The organism is Streptomyces abyssomicinicus, from assembly GCF_008974245.1.
Lineage (GTDB): Bacteria > Actinomycetota > Actinomycetes > Streptomycetales > Streptomycetaceae > Streptomyces > Streptomyces abyssomicinicus.
Genome location: NZ_BBZI01000005.1, coordinates 795,589 through 813,515, shown reverse-complemented (window position 1 = coordinate 813,515; position 17,927 = coordinate 795,589). Strand labels below are relative to the sequence as shown.

Here is a 17,927-nt window from a genome sequence, read left to right as displayed (position 1 = left end):
CGATGAAGGTGTGCGGGAGCTTAGGGGGACGTCTGATGCAGGAAGTCGGTTCCGTCAGGCAGCTGTTCTTCGGGCGGGACGACGCCGAGAACGATCTCACCGACGGACTGCTAAGCGGCGCCGTCTTCCGGCCCAACTACGCATACCGGGAGGTCCTCTCGGGGCGGAAGTCCCTGGTCATCGGCCGCAAGGGCTCGGGCAAGAGCGCCATCTGCCGACGGTTGGCCGCTCCAGACGGCCACCCGGGGGCCTGCGTCCTGATCACCCCCGACGACGCCGCAGGCGACGAAATCAGGCGCTTCGAACTCCAGGGCGTCACCGCCGACACCGCCAAGTCCCTGATCTGGCGGTACGTCCTCGCCGTCCACGCGGCCCGCCATCTCACCCTGCACGCGCGCGTCGCGCACGGCCGTCGCCCGCCGCCGGCCGTCCGCGCCCTGCGCATCTTCCTTCGCGCGAACGGCGAGTCGGACGACGCCCGCCTCTACGACCGACTCCGGCGCGGCGCAAGCGGGCTTCAGACGGCCAACCTCTCCCTGAAGGCGTTCGGCGTCGAGGCGGCTCTGGGGGTCAACGGAGCTTCCGAAGGAGCCCGGGCCAGCCGCCAGTTAGAGGTGCTAGAGGACGGGGTGGCCGACGCCTTCGCCGCACTCGGCTGCGCAGACGCCCACCCCCCCCTGCTCTACCTCGTCGACCAACTCGAACAGGTGTGGACCGTCGACGCCGACAGCCACGCCCTGGTCACGGGGCTGCTGCTCGCCGCCAAGCACGTGACGGACCGGTACGGCCGGGCCGTGCGGACCGCCCTGTTCATCCGCGCCGACATCTACGACACCCTCAACTTCAGCGACGGCGACAAGTTCCACAGCGACGAGATCCGCATCACCTGGACCCACGACGGCCTCAGGGATGTCGCCCTGGCCCGGGCCCGCGCCTCGCTCAGCGCGGAGCTCACCGCCGATCAGCTATGGGGGCAGATGTTCCCGCCGAGCGTACGGGGCGAGCCGACCGCTGAGTTCCTCTTCGGGCGCGCCCTGCCGCGCCCCAGGGACGCGATCCAGTTCCTCAACGCCTGCCGGAGCGTGGCCGACGAGCGCGGCGGGCCCGTCATCACGGAGGAGGACGTGCTCGCGGCCACCGAGCGCTTCTCTCGCTGGAAGCTCCAAGATCTCGCCAAGGAGTACCTGGTCAACCATCCCTTCCTACGAGCGTTGTTCGCGATGTTCGAGAACAGTGGGTACTTCGTCACGCGCGAGATGATCGAGACCCGGTTCGAAGTGCGCAGGGAGGCGCTTCACCAGGACTTTCCCGCCTACACCGATAGCTTGACCCCGGAAGGGGTGATCGACGTGCTGTACGAGGCAGGCTTCCTCGGGGTGTGGCGAGGCGACGACGTCGTCTACTCGGGGGGCATCCAGGCGCCGCCGGGGCCGGGGGAAGACGAGTTTCACGTGCATCCATGTTTCCGACCCGCCCTCAACAGCCTAGGCTCCGAGCGGATCGCGGCGGTCCAGCGGGGCGTCTTGCTGAGGAGCGACGTGGATGGGGCCTGCGAGCGCCTGCGGCGCCTGCTGGATCGGGCGCCCCTGCCGACGCCGACGCACGTTGAGACACTGGGGGAGATCCTGTCCATCGAGACGGAAGCCCTCCGGCGGAGAACGCAGGGCCGCGCTCCTACATCAGCTCAACTCGCCATTGTCGCAGGGCGGTTCGAGACCCTCGCCGACGACCTTGGCCGGAGCGGACACGTCGGCCATGCCGTGACCCGGCGGCTGCTGGACGAGGCGAGGGCCCTGACCCGCACGTCCGGTGGTGCGATCGGCAGCGGCCAAGGATCGAACTCGGGGGGCTAACCACGCCCCTTAGTACATCCGCGTCACCGCCCCCGAAACCTCCCCCGACGGCGGAGTGCGCCGCTGCCACTCCCGCGCCAACTCTGTGGGGAAACGGCGTCCGCTGCGGGCCAGCACGACTCCCTCAGTCAGTTCCAGTTGGTCACCGCCGCGGAAATCCCGCCGCGCCCCCTTGTCGAGGTCACGCCAGGGCCCGGGGCCCGTCTTCCCGGCGGTAGCCCGCCAACGGGTGCCGTAACTGCTCACGTCCTCAACGCGCACGACACCTCCCGTGACCAGGAGTTCCACGTGCACGCGGCTGATGCGGGCGGCGCGCTCATCGGGCACCAGACCGTGCAGGGCGATGCCGTCTGGTCCCGGTCGGCGGCCGATCCGTACCGTCGAGCCGTCCTCCAACGTGAAGCGCGCCACGCAGGCGCCGTCGAGCATCAGCTTCACCTGCGCGGTAGCGGTGCGCGGCCCGTCGTCGACCAGTTCAAGGCTGTGCAGGTCGCAGGTCGGTGCGCCGCCGCGCATGCGGGGCAGCATGACGGACGATCCCTTGCGGGTGTCGTAGAGCGTGCAACGCGGTTCAGGGCAGCGCCAGTTACGCCGCACCACCTCGGAGCGGGGGTTGCGCTGTGGCCCGAGCAAGCCCTGCTTCTTCAGGACCGTTTCCTCCGACTTGCGGGAGATCTGTGCGTCGCTCGCCACGCCCATGTCCATGGGCATGAGCCGGACCGTGCCGCCCGGACCGGGAACCGGTTGCAGGAAGTCGTCCGTGTTGCCTTGGAGAAAGGGGAACTCCACGCGGGCGTCCCGGTAGTAGTCGTACGTGATGACGGGGATGCCGGTCATCTCGCACAGCTCCAGGACGCGCCCGTCGGCGTCCTCAAGCTCCTCGACCAGGCCCCGCCGCACCCAGTCTCGCAGCAGGCGCACGTCCGCTGAATCGTTAAACTCTTCGCGGGCCCCCGCACGCAGACTGCGGTCGGCCACCAGGAACAGCTTGACGTCCGGGTCGCGGGCCAGCTCCACGGCCGCGTCGACGACCAGCGCTAGTCGGCGTAGCGAGCGCAGACCGGGCTCGCCGATGTCCCTCCGGCGTACGACGGGCGACAGGTCGACAAGGAAGCACGCCTCCGCGAAGTCTGCCGTCAAGTGCCTGTCCACAAGATTCCCCCAGCTTCCCCGAAAGTGCCCCACGGCGGGCTGATGTGATGTTATTTACCTTGCAGGGCTACAGTATTGGCGTTCCTCGTTACGCACGGGCACCCGCCGGAAGGGCGGGTACGCATGCTGGCGAGCAGGACTGGAAACGTGGGGGCGTTTGTGGGCGAGTGGGGTTCGTTCGTAGACGAGACGCCGTCATCTGGTGGGCACTCGTCGTCGCCCCCGCCCCGGTCGGACACAGACGACGGGTGGGGGATCTTCGAACCCGAGCCCGGTACCGGCCCGTCCCCCTCGCCCTCATCCCCACCCAGGCCCGCACCCACTGCGGACACGGATACCAACTGGGGTGTCTTCTCCCCGGCTCCTGCCGAGGGCATACCGTCGCTGCCCCCGCCCTCCCCTCCGGCGGGCATCCCGACCCCCTCCCCCGAGGTCGTCGCGTCCCTGCTGACCGCCGGCGAGACGCTGTGGGCCCACGTCGACGGCCCCGTCGCCGTCCTCGGGTCCGGGTGTGGCGTCACCGCCGTGTACGACGGCGAGCCCGACGGGTTCACCGGCTGGCGCCCCGTCACGGTCGTGGACCCGGCCAGGCTAACCGTGCGCCCGGTACCGCTGTCGCTGGCCGAACCACCCGTGGGTGCCGCCACCTCCGTCGCCGAGCTCTACTCCGACACCGAGCCGCAGTCCGCTACCGAGCCCCGCCGGGGGGCGCCCTTCCCGGTCGGCCAGGGGCCTGACCTGGGTGCCGTGCTGAACCGGGCGGTGGCGGAAGAACGCGAGCAAGTGCGTGCCGAGGCCGCTGCGGCGGCGCACCGGGCCGAGGTCCAGCTCAACATGGCCAAACGGGAGTTGGCCGAGCGGGCGGAGCTCGCCGAACGGCAAGCCCGCATGCGCGAGGAGCAGGCACAGAACGAGGAGCGGCGCACACAACAGGAAGCCGCGCAGCAGATCGCCGCCGCCCAGGCGGAGGCCCAGCGGCAGATCACCGCAGCCCGTGACCAGGCCGCCCAAGCCGTCCAGCACTGGCAGTTCCGGGCCCAGCAGGCGGAAGGCGAACGGGCCCGGTTGGCGGGGGAGCTGGACCGGGCGAACCGCAGGGGCATACAGCGTCTCGTGCTCGTTGGCGTGCTCGCCGTGATCGCGGTCGCCCTGACCGTCGTACTCAAGGGGGCGTGAGCGCGATGGAGTCGCCGCTGAGCGAAACCTCGGCCGACGAGGACACGGCCGCGCCGCAGGACAGGGCAACAGAGGAACAGGAGGCGGAGGGCGAGGGGGACACGCCCGAGTTCACGACCGTCGCCGTCCCCGAGATCGTCGTGCGCTGGACCCAGGAGCTAGCACCGACCCTGCGGGACGGCATCGTTGAGCACGGCAGCCTCGACCGGGCCGAACTCCTCAACGAACTGCCCTCGCTGTGGCCGACGGTGGACGCCGCGCTGGCCCGGGTCGGGCCCGGTACCTTGGTTACCGAGTCCGTACGGCATGACTCGTACGAGGGCTGGCAGGTGGCCGCGCTGCCGCGCTACGACCTCGACGGCGGCATCGAGCCCCGCGACCGGCGCGACGGAGCACCTCAGCCACGAGACCGGCGCGCCCTCGTGCAGGCGCTCGTGGACGCCGTCGCCGAGAGGCCCTGCCTCGATCTGCGGGACGCCTTGAACATGCTCGACGTGTTCGCAGGCTCCTTCCCGCCCGGCCTAGACGCCGTCTGCCGCCGGCTGCTCGCCCACAACCTGCGGCACGGGCTGGCCGCTGGTATGGCGCCGCTGCACGACGCCCTGGAGCGCCGCGCGGCGGGCCGCGTCTCGGCCACCTGCTACCAGGAGAGCGCGGTGGGCTCCCGCAAGGCCAAGGGCGATCCGGCCACCGACAACGAGGACGCGGCCGGTGCCCTGCGCGGCCCGTCCGGCACCGTGCGCTGTGCCGTTTTCGACGGCGTGACCGGCGACGGCGACGGATCCGGCGGCAAGGCTTCCCGCGCCGCGCTGGAACAGGCCAGGCGGCGCTGGCTGATAGACGAAGACTTGCCCCCGGGTGAGCTGGTCGCCGAACTCGACGCGGCCGTCGGCCGGGCCACCGAGGGCAGCGCCGCGGCCGTCCTAGCGACCGTGCGCCCGAATGGTACGGCATCCGTGGTGTCCGTTGGCGACGCAGAGGCTTGGCTCGTACGACCGCTGCGCACATCACAGCGCGGCGACGAGCCGCACGGGCCGGTACAGGGCCGAGAGCTGCCGTACGCAGCCTGGAAACTGACCCCAGCCCACACCGGCTACGCCGAGCTGCTGCGGGTCAACCCGGACGCCGAGGGCGAGGAGTCCTCACTGGTCAACTTCCTGGGCAGGGGACCTGGCCGCTGGACGCACAGCACCGTCGCACTGGCCCCGGGCGACCTACTGCTGCTCGCCACGGACGGGGCGACGCATCCGGAGCGGGAGCGATGGTTCGGCGCCGTACTGGCCGAACTGGCCACGCAACTCGATGCGTCGGGGCGCCCACCCGCCCCCGCGCTCGCCGCCGCCCTCGTCCAGCGGGCGGAGTCACTGGGCGGCTGGGACAACGCCACAGCACTCGTGTGCGCGATCGGAGAGGTGAAGGACGTATGAGCGAGGACATCAAGATCGCGGCCGACCGTCACGAGGCCCATATAGGCGAAGAGTTCGTGGTGTCGATCGCCCCGCCGGTACTGCGCCGCACCGACCGGGTGGCTGGCGGCGTCGCCTACGTTCTCGCCGTGGACGACAGCTGGTCGATGGGCATCAGGGCCGACTCGACGACCGACGAGTTCGCCGATCCGGCCGACCCGAACGACATCAGCCGCAAGGACGTGGCGGAGTCCGGCGTGCGCGAACTGGCGGCCGCGCTGCCCCAGGGCGCCCGGGTCGACGTCATCACCTTCGCCCAGGACTCCGGGCTGCGCTTCTCCGGCACCGCGGGAGAGCTGCGACGCAAGGGCGCCTGGGACGGCAACCCCGAGAATGAGCGCCGCTGGACCAATATCGAGGGCGCCCTGCAGCGCGCGTACGCCCAGCTGGGCCAGCAGCGGGCGGGCTCCCGCCGGGTCGTGCTGCTCAGCGACGGGCTGCCCAATTCCGGCGAGAGGGACCCGAGGCGGCTGGCAGCCCTCGCCCAAAACGCCGCCAGCCGGGAACTGCACACCGATGTCATCGGCATCGGCGCTGGCGCCGACTATGACCTCTTGGTGCAGCTCGCACCCACTGGGATGACCGAGCATGTGGCCTCGCGGTCCACCGCCGCCGACGCGATGAAACAGATCACGGCGCGCCTCGCGGCGTACGGCAGGGACGTGGTGGCCGGCAGCGGCGAACTATCCCTGGAGATCAACCCGCACTTCCAGGTGCTCGGCGTCTACCAGATCGACCCCACCCGCCGTCGGCTCGACGGCGTCTTGGCCGACGGGGGCGGCCGGCGCCCCAGCGAGGTCCGCCTTAACCTGGGCGCCATCGCTGAGGGACACGACGGCCAGCCGCGCTACGCGCTAAGACTCCGGGCGCCCGAACGGGTCAGTGCCGGACCAGTCCCGGTCCTCAAAGCGACCGGACGCATCGGATCCGGACCCGACGCACGGCAGTTGTCCCCGGAGAAGTTCGAACTGCGCACGGTGAACAACCCGCTGGCACAGAACATCCGGCCCGATTACGCCCGCGAGATCGCTGCAGCTGACCTGGAGCGGGATATCAACGACCGTGCCGCCGCAGCCGGTTCGGACGGCGAACGAGAGCGGATCTTCGAAGAGGGCGTGAGGCGCGCCCGTGACATTCCGGACCCCGATCTCGCGGCCACCTTCCAGCAGGCGAGCGGCGGGCTGCGGGAGGGCCTCCAGACGAAGGACGTGCTCAACGAGTCCCGCGCGACGTCCAGCCGCAGCTCCACCAGGAACAAGCGCGACTGGTTCCAGGACATTCCGGTGGAGATGCCGGACGAGATCCGGGCCCGGCGGCGGCAGCGCAGCCTGGACGACGAAGACGATGACGACTCCATTTCGTACGGGGGGAGTTCATACGGCGGCGGTTCGTACCGGGATGGGGCCTACCGGGACGGGGCCTACCGGGACGGGGCGTACGGCGACGACTCGTACGGCAGCGGTTCCGGCAGCTCGTACGGTGCCGACGCGCCCACCCGGCCGCCGGCGCCCGGGCAGGGTCCGGCATGAGCGCTCCTGGCGTGATCATTGACGCCTCCAACGTCGCCGCGACCAGGAAGCGGCCCTGGCCGTTCTCGCGGGTCGTCGACGTACGGGAGGCATGGCTGCGCGACCACCCCGGTACCGACGCCGTGGCCGTCCTCGACGCCAGTGTCCGGCCCGTCCTCGACGACCAGCACCTCGTCGAACAGGCCGAGCGCGCCCACTGGCTGGAGGTTCACCAGGGTGACGCTGACGACCGGATCCTCGCGCTGGCCGAGCAGTTCGACGCGGCCATCGTCTCTAGCGACAACTTCCGCTATGCGCGCCGCGAGCACTCTTGGCTCCAGGGCAACGGGTCGCGGGTGTGGAGCGTGCGCAGGATGCGCGGGCAGATCATGTTCAGCCCGCGCCAGCTCGGCGTGGCCAGCGACGAGGAGATTGAGCGCGACCGACAGAAGAAGCTCACCAAGGCGGGCCTGCTGCGCAAGGACGCCGAGGAACGGTTCCGCTGCACCTCGACGCCGGGCGACTGTCTGCGCGGCGGGGAGGTGCTGCTGCCCCGGCAGGTCAACAAGGACGGTGCCCGCTGGTACTGCCTCTCCTGCGGCTACGAGGCTGTCGAGCTCATCGCCGAACCGCCCCTGCCGGACGACTTCGACGACGGTCCCGTCCAGGTGACGGTCCAGCACGGCTACACGGTCCGTCGCACGATCACCGTACCGGCCAACGGCCTGTCCCTGGGCCGGGCTTCGCACAGCCGCCCCAGTGTCACCGACATCACGGAGGGGCTCGGCCGCGACGAGGGCGACGAGATATCCCGCACCCATCTGCGGATCTTCCTCGACGACGATGGGAAGCCACTGGTCGAGCACGTGCCCGAGCAGCACCTGAATGTCTCGTTCCTCAACCCGGAGCTGGACTTCGCGGGCCGCCCCCAGTCCGGCCGGCTCGCCACCGCGCTGCCGTACGCGCTGGAGGACGGCGACGAACTGCACCTCGGGCCGGGCACGGTCCGGCTGCGCATCCGATTTGGGGGCGAGCTGTGAGTTCCGGGCGAAGCCTGGGGTGTGGCCGACCTGTGAGTGAGGATGTGTGAGCGAGTTCGTACCGCGCTGGGAGCACGCCGACACCGCCGACGAGAAAGGCTCGCCGCGGCGAGCCTGGATACCCGCCGACTTCGGGGCGGACGGCAGGTTCGTCACGCGCCGACTGCTCGCCAAAGCCGGTCAGGGATACATCGTGCTCGCTGAGGACCGCTGGTCCGGCGGCGAGGTCGTGATCAAGGGCATGTGGTGGCCGGGGACGGCCCTGGACGACCCCCGCCTAGTCCAGAACGCGCTGTCCACCCAGCAGACCCAACGCCAGCAGGGGCTGCGCGCCGTTCGCCAGGCCACCCAGCTCACCCAACAGTGCCCGGTCGTCATCAGCGTGGAGTCCCAGCCCTCTCCGTCCCTGACCGCCACCGGCCGGCACCCGGATCCGCTCCCGCCCGAGAGCTTCCTGGTTCAGCAGTTCATCGGCCAGCAGGGCGGGGCCTCGCGCACCCTGCAAGACGAGATCGAGGCCAGGGCCAAGGAGAAGCGTCGGTTCAAGGAGGACGAACTCCTTGATCTCGCAGAGCAGTTGTGCAACACTCTCGCCGCACTGCACACCGAGCGCCACAACGGGAAGACCTCGTCCAAGGGCTGGATCCACGCTGACCTGAAGCCGGAGAACATTCTCGTCCTCGGCCCGCCGGCCCGCTATGTGCTGATCGACTACGACGCCGCTGTGCAGGTCGGCGACTACATCTCCACCACGACCCAGGCGTACGCGCCCCCTGGCCCCGAAGGCTCCGACGAGCCCGGTGAGCGGGGTGAGGCGAATGTGCGGTTCGACATCTACATGCTCGGCGCCACCCTCGCGCACGCAGCTGCGTTGAGGAGGCTCGATCCGCAGCAGTACCGCCAGCTGTATGCGGAGGACTTCGAGGCGAGTGCCCCCGGCCGGAGGTACCTCACTTCCCTCAACTACGGGCCGGTACTCACCAACGCCCTGGCCACCTGCCTGTCGGCGCGGAAGTTCCGGCTGGCCACCGTCGATCGGGTCCGCATCGACCTCGCCCGCGCCCGCAGCGCCACCGTCCTTCAGTCCGCTCTCCGCGCGCTGGGAGGCAGTCGCCGATGACCGCCAACGCCACCCTCGGTCGGCTCCTGCCCCGGATCCCCGGCCGCTCCGGACGCTTCTGGGAGCCGCACACCGTGCAGCTGCGCCCCGGACACCTGCGCTCGGCGGGTGCCGCCGCGATCCGGGCCACCCGTATGGTCAAGGACGAGGAGGCCGACGTCTACGGCGCCCTGCGCGTCTTCCCCAACCGCAGACAGCGCGGCCAGGCCGCCGCCCTGCTCGCCGCCGGCAACCCCGTCACTCCCGCGCTCCTCGACCTCGTCGACCACCCCGGTCTGCCGCCCGCTCTGATCACGGCCTGGGCGCCGGGCGCTTCGTCCGTGCCGCTGCGAGCCCTGCGCGAACGCGACGACCTCAATGCGATGCTGACTGCTGGGCACCGCTGGACACCGTCCGGGGCGCTGCGCACGCTGGTGCCGCTCGGCCGCGCCTTGGACGACATGGCGCGCGCCGGGTTCGTCCCGATCGAACTGTCCCCCGACCACCTCGTCGTGAACTCCGGCTCAATGATGCTGGTCGGCATCGGCCGACACGGCTACATCCCCTCCGAGGGCCGCATGCCCGGCGCCCAGGGCATGTCCCTGCCGACCGCGCTGCTGCTCGGCAGCGACCTGCCGACCGCGGCCACCGGGAGCGAGGCGTTCGTCCGCTGGCGGGAGGTCCAGGTCCGCGCCCTGACCCGGCTGGCGGGCTGGATGGCCTGCGGACTGCCGCCCGCCGCCTGGGGCTCAGTGGACGGCCCTGCCGACCTCGGCTCCTATCTGCGGGCGGCCGGCTTCCGCCGCGTCCCCGCGCTGCGGCCCGGACAGCTCGCCGACACCCTCGCCCAGGAGGCGCGCGAGGAGGAACAGGCCCGCGCCCACGCCGACATCGCCGAGGCGGAGGCCCTGCTGGTCTACGACGACGTCGCGCAGTACAACGGCGGCTCCCGCCGGGAGATCAACCCCGAGGCGCTGCGCTTGGGCCTGCTGCACGACCACGGACCTAAGGTGATCGCGCTGGCCGCCTTCGATGGCCGACGGCTCAACACGCGCGTCGCGACCCTGCTATCCGGGGCAGGCTGGGTGCTGGTGCGGCCGGACGAACTGCTAGACCGGGTCTGCCTAGCAGCGTCGGCGGCACCGCACGCCCGTGTGGTGATCGCCGGCCGGATCGGCGGCACCGACCTGCGCCGCCTGCAGCGGGAGCGTGCCGGGAGCGTCGACCAAGTCGACCCCGAGGACCTCTCCCTGACCGCACCAAGGATCGCGGGCCTGCCAGCAGACCAGCTGCCGTATCTCACGGACCCAGCCCTGGAGCAGTACACGGAGGAACTCCTCCAGGACCCGAACATTCCGGCAGCCCGCCGGCGCAGCACCGGTCAGGCGATCCGCCGGCGCACCTTCGCAGCGGGCTGGACCCTCAAGCTCGGCGGCGCCGACCGGATGCGGCCACGCGAGCGCGGCATGCTGCTGGACCGAATGGCCGACTGCTTCGGCACCAATACCGAACTGCTGGTGGCGGTACGGGCCCGGCAGAACGCGCCCGGCCTGCGCAAACGCAACCGCCAGCTGGACGAGGCCGGCATGCGCCGCCTGGTGACGGCCCTGTCTGGCGTGCCTCGTTCGGTGTTCCGCGACTGCCTGATGTCGGCGCTGCTCGGCCCCGCCGAAGAGGACCTGTATGGAGAGGCCGCGCGCCGTCTGCTGCCCGTGGCCGGCCGACTCGCCGACGTCTTCGACGCACGCCAGCCGGTAGGCGCGGACGGGCTTTCGATGGACGACGCGCTGCGGGAGCGGCCGGGCATCCGCCGCGTCGGCCTCTACGGACGGCTGTGCACGGCCGTACCAGAGGTGGAGCCAGAGCGGCTCGCCGCCGCCGTCACCCAGATGGACGACACTCTGGTCTCGCTGCTCTCCCAAATCCCCGCCCCAAGCCTCCAGTTCCTCGCCGGCCGGTTGGAGGACCCCGAGCTGCTCGACATGCTGCGGCCCCACCTCCAGGGCGACGACCTAGACCTGCTGTCCCGCTATACCCCGCAGATGTGGCGGCGGTTGCTGGATGGGCTGCGCCAGCCCGAGCACCTGGGCGTGCTCGGCCTCGGCTGGGTACAGGTCGTAGAGCAGGATGCCACCGGAGCGGTGGACGCCCGGGTGCTGTCGCAGATCGCTGTCGACGCAGACGTTCTCGGGCACGACGCGGTGCGCGCCCTGCTGGGCACGGCACCCGCCGACTGGCCGGTCGTCTGCGCCCACCCTGCCCTCGCCGCCCGCTGGCTGGCCGAACAGGGCGACCTGGACATCGCCGAGATCGTCGCGGGCTTCCCCGACACCGAGGCGGCCCTCGCGGAGTACGGCACCGAAGGCCTGCGGCACGCCATCGAACTTGGCCTGGATCAGCGGTCCATGAGCCGGATCAAGGGGTACGCCGACGGGATCGGCCGCACGGCGGACGAGGTTCTGACCGCCTTCCAGGAACGCGGCTACGAACGCGCGGAGCACACCGAGCCGCTGGACACCGCAGCCGCGGTCGCCTGGTCGCGCTGGCAGCTGGCGCGCGGCGAGGAGCTGGACTGGGTCCTCGGCAACGTCATCTCCCGCCCCGGCAAGATCCGTACCTGGGCCGTGCACGGCCCCGGGCTGGATCAGCGGGTCGCAGCCGCCGTTATGGGCCCGGGAGCGCCCCCCGGCACGACCGACGCGCTGGCCGCCGACCCGGTCCTGCTGCCCCTGCTGGCCACCTTGAGCAGCCCCGAACAGCGCACCGCCCTGCTGCGGCTGTACGCCGCCGAGCCCAAGGCCACCCTCGACCCCCGGGCGCGCCGCGAGCTGCCACTGGTCCTCTACGCCGCCGACCCCGCGCAGGCGCTTCGCACGCTGCTATGCGACGGACTGGGCGTGGTGGCACAGCAGTTCGCCGAGCGGCACCGCCTCAGCCCCGAGCAGCGCCGTATGCTCGCCGAACTGGCCCCGCTGACCAGTGAGCTGGCCGCCCGCTCCCTGGAGGCCGTGCTCAATGTGGGTGCGCGGTTCGGCCTGCGGGCTGCGGTCACCGCGGCGGTCGTCGAGCAGCGCCTGCCGGGCATCGCTGAGGCGGTGACGGTGTGGGGCCCGCGCTGGCTGCCGCTACTCGCGGGCGGCTCAGGCCCGCGCGTACTGCGGCTGCTGGTGGAGCAGCGAGAGAAGCACAGGGCCCGCGCCGGAGTCCTCACGCCGTGGCTGCTGGCGGCGGGGGAGGACGGGCTGGCGCTGGTCGAACGGTTCGGCTCCGACGCGCTGGACCTCGTCCTGGCGACCGAGGCGGCACCGGCCGAGGCCCGCCTGCTGGGCGAACTGCTGATGCTGCCGGGCCCAGGACCCACCCTCTACCGCCTAGTCACGGACTACGCCCTGCCCCCGGAGACCTGGCCGCGCACGGCCCGCATGCTGTCCGGCGGTGAGCAGCCGGAACGGGTCATGCTCAGACTGTGGAGCAGCACGCCCGCCGACTGACGCCCGTGCCGGGCCCGGGAACTGCACACGCAGGGCATGCGGTTGTCGGAGACTGGCGAACGAAAGCTAGCACCCGGCGCGGCTCCAGGGGCAGTGCCAGGTCACGAACAGCACCGCGCCCCGGTCCTTGAAGGAGAGCGTGGGCATCAGGAAGTCCAGCTTGGCGGAGATGCCGTCCGTCAGCGGGACCAGCGGGGTGCGGCCCTCGCCGAGCGGGGACCGTCGGCGCGGCGAGCGGCAGTGTATCGGCGTACCCCCGAGGACGTTCTGGACCTCGGCGACCAGCCGGTCGCCGTGGAGGGTCGCTGAGCCGTCGGTGGGGCTGGTGAGGGGGAGAGTGGTGAGGGAGGGCGGTGTCCGGTGCCCGGCCGCTGCGGGTTCGGAGGTGGTGGCCGTCTCCTGGCCTTCGACGGTCGTCATGGACGATCACCGGATTTGGCGGTGGGACCGGCCGGGCGGCTGGTCTCGGGCCGGGTAGCCGCGGCCAGGTATCGGTCCAGGACGACGGGGCGAGTTCCCATGTCGGGTACTGCGGGTCGGCCGCGCGACCCGAGTCGTCACCGCCTCCCTGCTCCGCGTCCTCGAGAGCGGCGAGCCGGAGTACAACGGTGCAGCGGCAGTCAGCTCGAACCTCGGTAGACAGCCATACGCAGACGCCGTCTCGGCATGCCGAGACGGCGTCTGCGTATCACGTGCGCTATCACACAGATGTCACCAACTGCGTCGACCGTGAGGGACAAATACACCCTGGCCGGACAACAGGCCCCCGAGATCGACCCGCTGGACCCTCTCGGACGGCTTTTCCCACTTGTGCCATGTGGTGCCGAGGGAGGGGCCCACGATCAGCACGGGAGCGTGTTCTGGCCCGTCGAAGCGGAACTGCAGGGCCGGAGTCTTCGTCTCACTCACCCTCCGAGCCTCTCATCCGTCACAAAATGTCACCTCGCCGGGTCACGCCTCACCCGATGGACGACCCGGTGACCCGCTCCCGGCGTCCGCGCGCAGCCCGTCCCCTGCGGTGGCGGCTGCCCGAAGGTCCTGGACATGCCCATCACCCGACCGGTGGCCGGCTCGAAGAAGCTCACTCGTCGGTGCGGGCGGCCCGCCGCCTCGAGGCGGCGAAGCGCACGCGGGGCAGTCTCTCGACGATGAAGGCCCGCAGGTGCGGGTCGTCGCTCACGCCGTGGAACACGTAGGAGCGTTCCGGAAGCCGGTCCACCAGTTGCCGCGCGAGCTTCCCCGCGTCGCTGAAGGAGAAGATGCGGTCGGTGTCAGGGACGTGGACGTGCACCTCGGCGCATCCCTCCACGCGGGTGAAGTCGGCGCCCTGTCCGATGTTCCGGGTCAGCCGCAGCGCGCAGGGATGGTTGTTCAGGCCCCTGCTCAGGTCGACGACGCTCCATTCGTTCACGCCGTCCCGGTGCCGGTAGGTGAGTTCCATGATGCCGTCGCACTGGTCCTTGAAGGACCGGAGCGCTGCCGCGCCACCGTCACCCTCGGCCTTCTCCAGATCGAGGGGCCCGAACTCAGGCGCCTCGTACGACAGGAACAGACAGCCCTTCTCCGTCCTCACCCCGAGGCTCTCCGCCCCGCCGTGGTCGAAGGCGTTCAGCGCCGTCTCGTAGGCCAGGAATTTCGTCGCCTCGAACACCACCGGCCCCCACGCCTCCAGCGCGCCGACATCGTCGAGGAAGTGGGCAAGAGCCCGGCTCTCGTCACCCTTGGGGATGACCACCGCGTGGTCGAGCAGCAGGCTGGGCACGCGGGAGTCGGCGGGACGTCCGACCCGTACACGGGCGTTGCGTTCGGCGTTCTCCTTCCAGGTGCGCAGGAGGCTCACCGGGTAGCGGTCCTCGTTGTCGTCGATCAGCTTCGCGTGGATCGCGCACAGCCATATCCCGTTGCCGTACCCGGCTCGTTCCCCGCGGGAGAGGCTGCCGTCGTAGCGCGGGCCGCCTTCGGCCGCCGCGGTGATGTGGGCGCCGACGCCGACGTTGGTCACCCTGCCCTTCCGGACGTCGGAGGGACCGATCGTCGCGGCTCCGCACGACGGCGCGGAGCACGTGTGGGCGACACGGTGGGCGAGCTCGTTCTTCGTGGCCGGACCGAAGTCGTCGCGGTTGCTCACAGGAGGCTCCTGCCGGGGAGAAGAGGTCGCCGGTCGCACCCGGCCGGCGTGTTCAGCACGACGGACGCCTCCGGCTCCGGTACCCGGCCAGGGTCTCCTCGTCCTCCAGCGTCCAGGGATGCGTGGGGCCCAGCATCCGCACCCGTCCCTCCACCACCGTCTCCATCGTCGGGATCGCCTCGTCGTACCGCCCGAGCAGTCCCAGGGCGATGGCGAACGTCCTGCGCGCGCTGAGCGCCCACGGGTGCTGCTCGGTGAGGCGTGCCCCGTAGACGGCGAGCGCGTGCCGGATGGGGGGCAGGGCCTCCTCCGCCCTGCCCACGCTGTTCAGGACGTACGCGTGGTTGAGTTCCGCTCCGAGAGTGACGGGATGCTCGGGCCCGAGCGCGGCGTGGCAGTCGGCGATCAGGGCCGGCCCGGTGGCGATCAGCTCGTCCCGCTCGGGGAGTCCGGCCAGTTCCGGGGCGGCGGCGAGTTCCAGGAGGATCACCCGCGCGAGGAGGCTGAGCGGATGGGACGCCCCCAGGCTCTCCTCCCGCCCCCGCACCGCCCGCTTCGCCAGCGGAATCGCGTCCTGGGTCCGGCCACGGACGAAGAGCGGGAGTGCCAGGCGCAGGCAGGTCTCCAGCGTGTCCGGCGCGTCGGGTCCCAGGGCCCGCTCGCAGTCCTCGAGCAGCCGCCGGTAGAGGGCCTCGGACTCTTCGAACCGTCCGAGGCGGAAGACGGCGCGAGCGGCCCGCTGACGGAGCCGGACGACGAACACGTTGTCGGCGCCGAGCGCGGGGACGCAGAGGCCGAGGGCCTCCTCGGCCAGGGAGAGCGCCGAGGCGTAGTCGCCCGACCGGTGAACGGCGGTCACCAGCCGCACGGCGCGGTCGGCCGCGGCCTCCACGACGGACCGGCCGGCCCGCCGGCCCGTCACCCGGCGGAGCAACGCCATCACGTGCGGCGTGAGCTGGATGACCGCGGGGTCCTGCGCACCGCGCTCCGGCACCTCGGGGAGTACCGCGGCGAGCAGCCCGGCGGCGGTGGCGGCGAGGCGCTCCCGCTCTTCGTCCGGGACGGTGCGCGCGACGCTGTCGAGGAGGATCCCGTGGGTGCGAAGGCCGCGTACCTCGCCGGTGAGGAGGTCGGTGAGGGAGTGGTCGAGCAGTCCCCGCAGGGCGGACTCGACGCGGGAGGGGTGCAGCCCCGGCTCGATCGCGGCGCCGGCGAGCACCTTCACGGGCAGGGGGTCGCTCGCCCAGCAGGTGAGCAGACGCAGCAGAGTGGTGGCCTCGGGGAGGCCCTGGGCGGTGAGGGCGTCGAGGGAGAGCTGCCAGGTGCCGCTGAGCAGGCGCCGGGAGTCGGAGCCCGGTTCGGCGCCCTGGTCCAGCAGCTCGATGGGGTGCGCTCCGGTGTCCCCCTCGTCGAGCCGGTGCCGGTAATCGGCGAGGGTCCACGGGTCGATGACCTGATGCGCGAGGAACCCGCCGGCCAGGGTGAGGGCCAGTGGGAGACGCCCGAGACGGTCGGCGACCTCCGCCGCCTCCTCGAGGCTTCCCGCGTCGGGCGCCAGGTCCTGGAGGACCCGGGCGGCGTCCTCACGGGGGAGGACGCCGAACTGGAGCAGCTCGGCCCCGGGCCACCACCGGCGGGCCGCCTGGCGGGTGGTGACCAGGACGACGCCGCAGGGGCTGGTGCGCAGCCACCCGCCGTCGCGGAGGACGGCGGGGGTGTCGGCGTTGTCGAGGACGAGCAGCCAGGGCTGCTCGGAGCGGTCGAGGTACTCCCACACCAGATCGGCGGCGGGCCGCAACCCGGCTTGTGCGCCCGCGAGTTCGGCGTCGCCGGCTCCCCGGTCGGCGGCGACGGCGAGCATCCCGGCGCGCAGGGAGGCCGGGTCGGAGGCGTTCACCCACAGCCCGGCCCGGCCCGCGTGGCGGGTGGCGTGCTGGAACAGCGTGTAGGCGACGGCCGTCTTGCCGCAGCCGCCGAGACCGTGCAGCACGTAGACGCCGTTGCCGACGCCCGGTCCGACGGTGGCCCGCAGCCGCTCCATCTCGACGGTGCGGTCGCGGAGCACCACGGGCGGGCGTCCGACGGCGGGGTGACGTACGGAGTCGGGCCCCGACCACTCGGGAGCGTGGTGATGGTGCTCGATGATGTACTGGTCGCCCGACGCCTGGTAGACGCGCCCGTGCCCGTCGGCCCGCGCGTCGTTGCCACCGTTCACGGGGTCCCGAAGCGCTGGTCCCGGCCCGCCTGGTAGACACGGGCGTGCCCGGAGGCGGTGGCGTGCTGGGTCACCGTCGGACCTGCGGGAGCGTGCGGCCGCAGCTCGTCGAGCAGCGTCCGGAGCTCCTCCGCCTGCTCGGGGTGCGCCGCCAGCAGCCTCCTGATGCGGCCCTGCCACTCGGTGCTCAGCTCACCCGGCGACTCGGTGTCGCCGCCCTCCCTGGCCGTCAGCAACTCGGTCCGGGTCACGTCGAGTTCGTCCGAGATCGCCTCGGCACGCCCGGGGTCGGCGCGGCGCCACAGCGCGGCGATGCCGTCCCTGGCGCGCTCCCACACCTCCGTCGTCAACAGGGCGACCAGCGTCGTCCCCGCCGTCCCCGCCAGCACGGCCATCTCCGGATCCATGGACCTCTCCCCCTCCAGCCCTTCGCGGTCTGCTGTCACACAGTAACCAGTGGGCCACTGCTCCCGCACGGCCCGGCCGCGGACGCCGACCCGGACACGCCAGGTGCGGGTGACGCGTTCCGCCGCCGGGCACGGGCCGGTCACGGTTCACGGTCGCCGCGCGTCCTTGAGTACCGGCATCGGGGGCCGAGCGGCCCTGACGGGATTCCGGGTGCGGGGGGCGGCGCCGGCTGCCACATTGGAAGTGACGGATGGGGGCGAAGGGAGCGGAAGGAGGCAGGCTGCGTGTCTCCCGTGTCGGAAGGTGACCCGGGATGCGTCGGCACGGCAGCAGCTCCCGGCTGTCGGACGGACCGGCGGTCATGCCCTTGCGCGGCCACCGCAAGGCCGCA

At 71.7% G+C, this 17,927-nt stretch carries 11 protein-coding genes and 2 pseudogenes; 7 read left to right on the top strand and 6 right to left on the bottom strand.

Annotated features, from left to right (window positions below; translation table 11 throughout):
- Window positions 1-35: 35 nt before the first annotated feature.
- Entirely contained in the window at window positions 36-1,853 is a 1,818-nt protein-coding gene (locus tag GBN72_RS03295; RefSeq protein ID WP_151770088.1) for a P-loop ATPase, Sll1717 family, read from the top strand.
- A 9-nt stretch (window positions 1,854-1,862) separates the two neighbouring features.
- Here GBN72_RS03295 and GBN72_RS03290 read toward each other — a convergent pair whose 3' ends face one another.
- Entirely contained in the window at window positions 1,863-2,993 is a 1,131-nt protein-coding gene (locus GBN72_RS03290) for an FHA domain-containing protein (protein ID WP_246212230.1), read from the bottom strand.
- A 537-nt stretch (window positions 2,994-3,530) separates the two neighbouring features.
- On the opposite strand from GBN72_RS03290, the gene GBN72_RS03285 reads away from it, so the two are divergent.
- From GBN72_RS03285 to GBN72_RS03260, 6 genes are read left to right on the top strand one after another with little or no spacing between them, the layout of a single operon-like run.
- Window positions 3,531-4,181 (top strand): hypothetical protein, encoded by a 651-nt coding sequence (locus tag GBN72_RS03285; RefSeq protein ID WP_151770086.1) that lies wholly within the window; start codon window positions 3,531-3,533, stop codon window positions 4,179-4,181.
- The gene (locus tag GBN72_RS03280; RefSeq protein ID WP_151770085.1) at window positions 4,178-5,608 is read left to right on the top strand and encodes a SpoIIE family protein phosphatase; all 1,431 of its coding nucleotides are present in this window, start codon (window positions 4,178-4,180) and stop codon (window positions 5,606-5,608) included. The genes GBN72_RS03285 and GBN72_RS03280 overlap by 4 nt, the downstream gene beginning before the upstream one ends.
- Window positions 5,605-7,176, top strand: a complete 1,572-nt coding sequence (locus GBN72_RS03275) for a VWA domain-containing protein (protein ID WP_164540345.1) — start codon at window positions 5,605-5,607, stop codon at window positions 7,174-7,176. The genes GBN72_RS03280 and GBN72_RS03275 overlap by 4 nt, the downstream gene beginning before the upstream one ends.
- Entirely contained in the window at window positions 7,173-8,195 is a 1,023-nt protein-coding gene (locus tag GBN72_RS03270) for an NYN domain-containing protein (protein WP_151770083.1), read from the top strand. Before GBN72_RS03275 ends, GBN72_RS03270 begins: the two co-directional genes overlap by 4 nt.
- Before the next feature lie 46 nt (window positions 8,196-8,241).
- Window positions 8,242-9,315, top strand: a complete 1,074-nt coding sequence (locus GBN72_RS03265) for a protein kinase family protein (protein ID WP_151770082.1) — start codon at window positions 8,242-8,244, stop codon at window positions 9,313-9,315.
- On the top strand, window positions 9,312-12,785 hold the full coding sequence (locus GBN72_RS03260; RefSeq protein WP_151770081.1) for a hypothetical protein: 3,474 nt from the start codon (window positions 9,312-9,314) through the stop codon (window positions 12,783-12,785). The genes GBN72_RS03265 and GBN72_RS03260 overlap by 4 nt, the downstream gene beginning before the upstream one ends.
- A 16-nt stretch (window positions 12,786-12,801) precedes the next feature.
- Here GBN72_RS03260 and GBN72_RS03255 read toward each other — a convergent pair.
- From GBN72_RS03255 to GBN72_RS03235, 5 genes and pseudogenes are all read right to left on the bottom strand, one after another.
- Window positions 12,802-13,026: pseudogene (locus tag GBN72_RS03255) on the bottom strand (threonine synthase); the annotation flags it as partial.
- 521 nt (window positions 13,027-13,547) lie between these two features.
- Window positions 13,548-13,694: pseudogene (locus tag GBN72_RS36155) on the bottom strand (bifunctional 3-oxoadipate enol-lactonase/4-carboxymuconolactone decarboxylase PcaDC); the annotation flags it as partial.
- Window positions 13,695-13,866: 172 nt separating this feature from the next.
- The gene (locus GBN72_RS03245) at window positions 13,867-14,913 is read right to left on the bottom strand and encodes a hypothetical protein (RefSeq protein ID WP_151770080.1); all 1,047 of its coding nucleotides are present in this window, start codon (window positions 14,911-14,913) and stop codon (window positions 13,867-13,869) included.
- A 52-nt stretch (window positions 14,914-14,965) separates the two neighbouring features.
- A complete protein-coding gene (locus tag GBN72_RS03240; RefSeq protein ID WP_151770079.1) occupies window positions 14,966-17,128 on the bottom strand; it encodes a tetratricopeptide repeat protein in 2,163 nt (720 codons plus the stop codon).
- A complete protein-coding gene (locus GBN72_RS03235) occupies window positions 17,125-17,535 on the bottom strand; it encodes a hypothetical protein (protein WP_151770078.1) in 411 nt (136 codons plus the stop codon). The genes GBN72_RS03240 and GBN72_RS03235 overlap by 4 nt, the downstream gene beginning before the upstream one ends.
- Window positions 17,536-17,927: the final 392 nt, after the last annotated feature.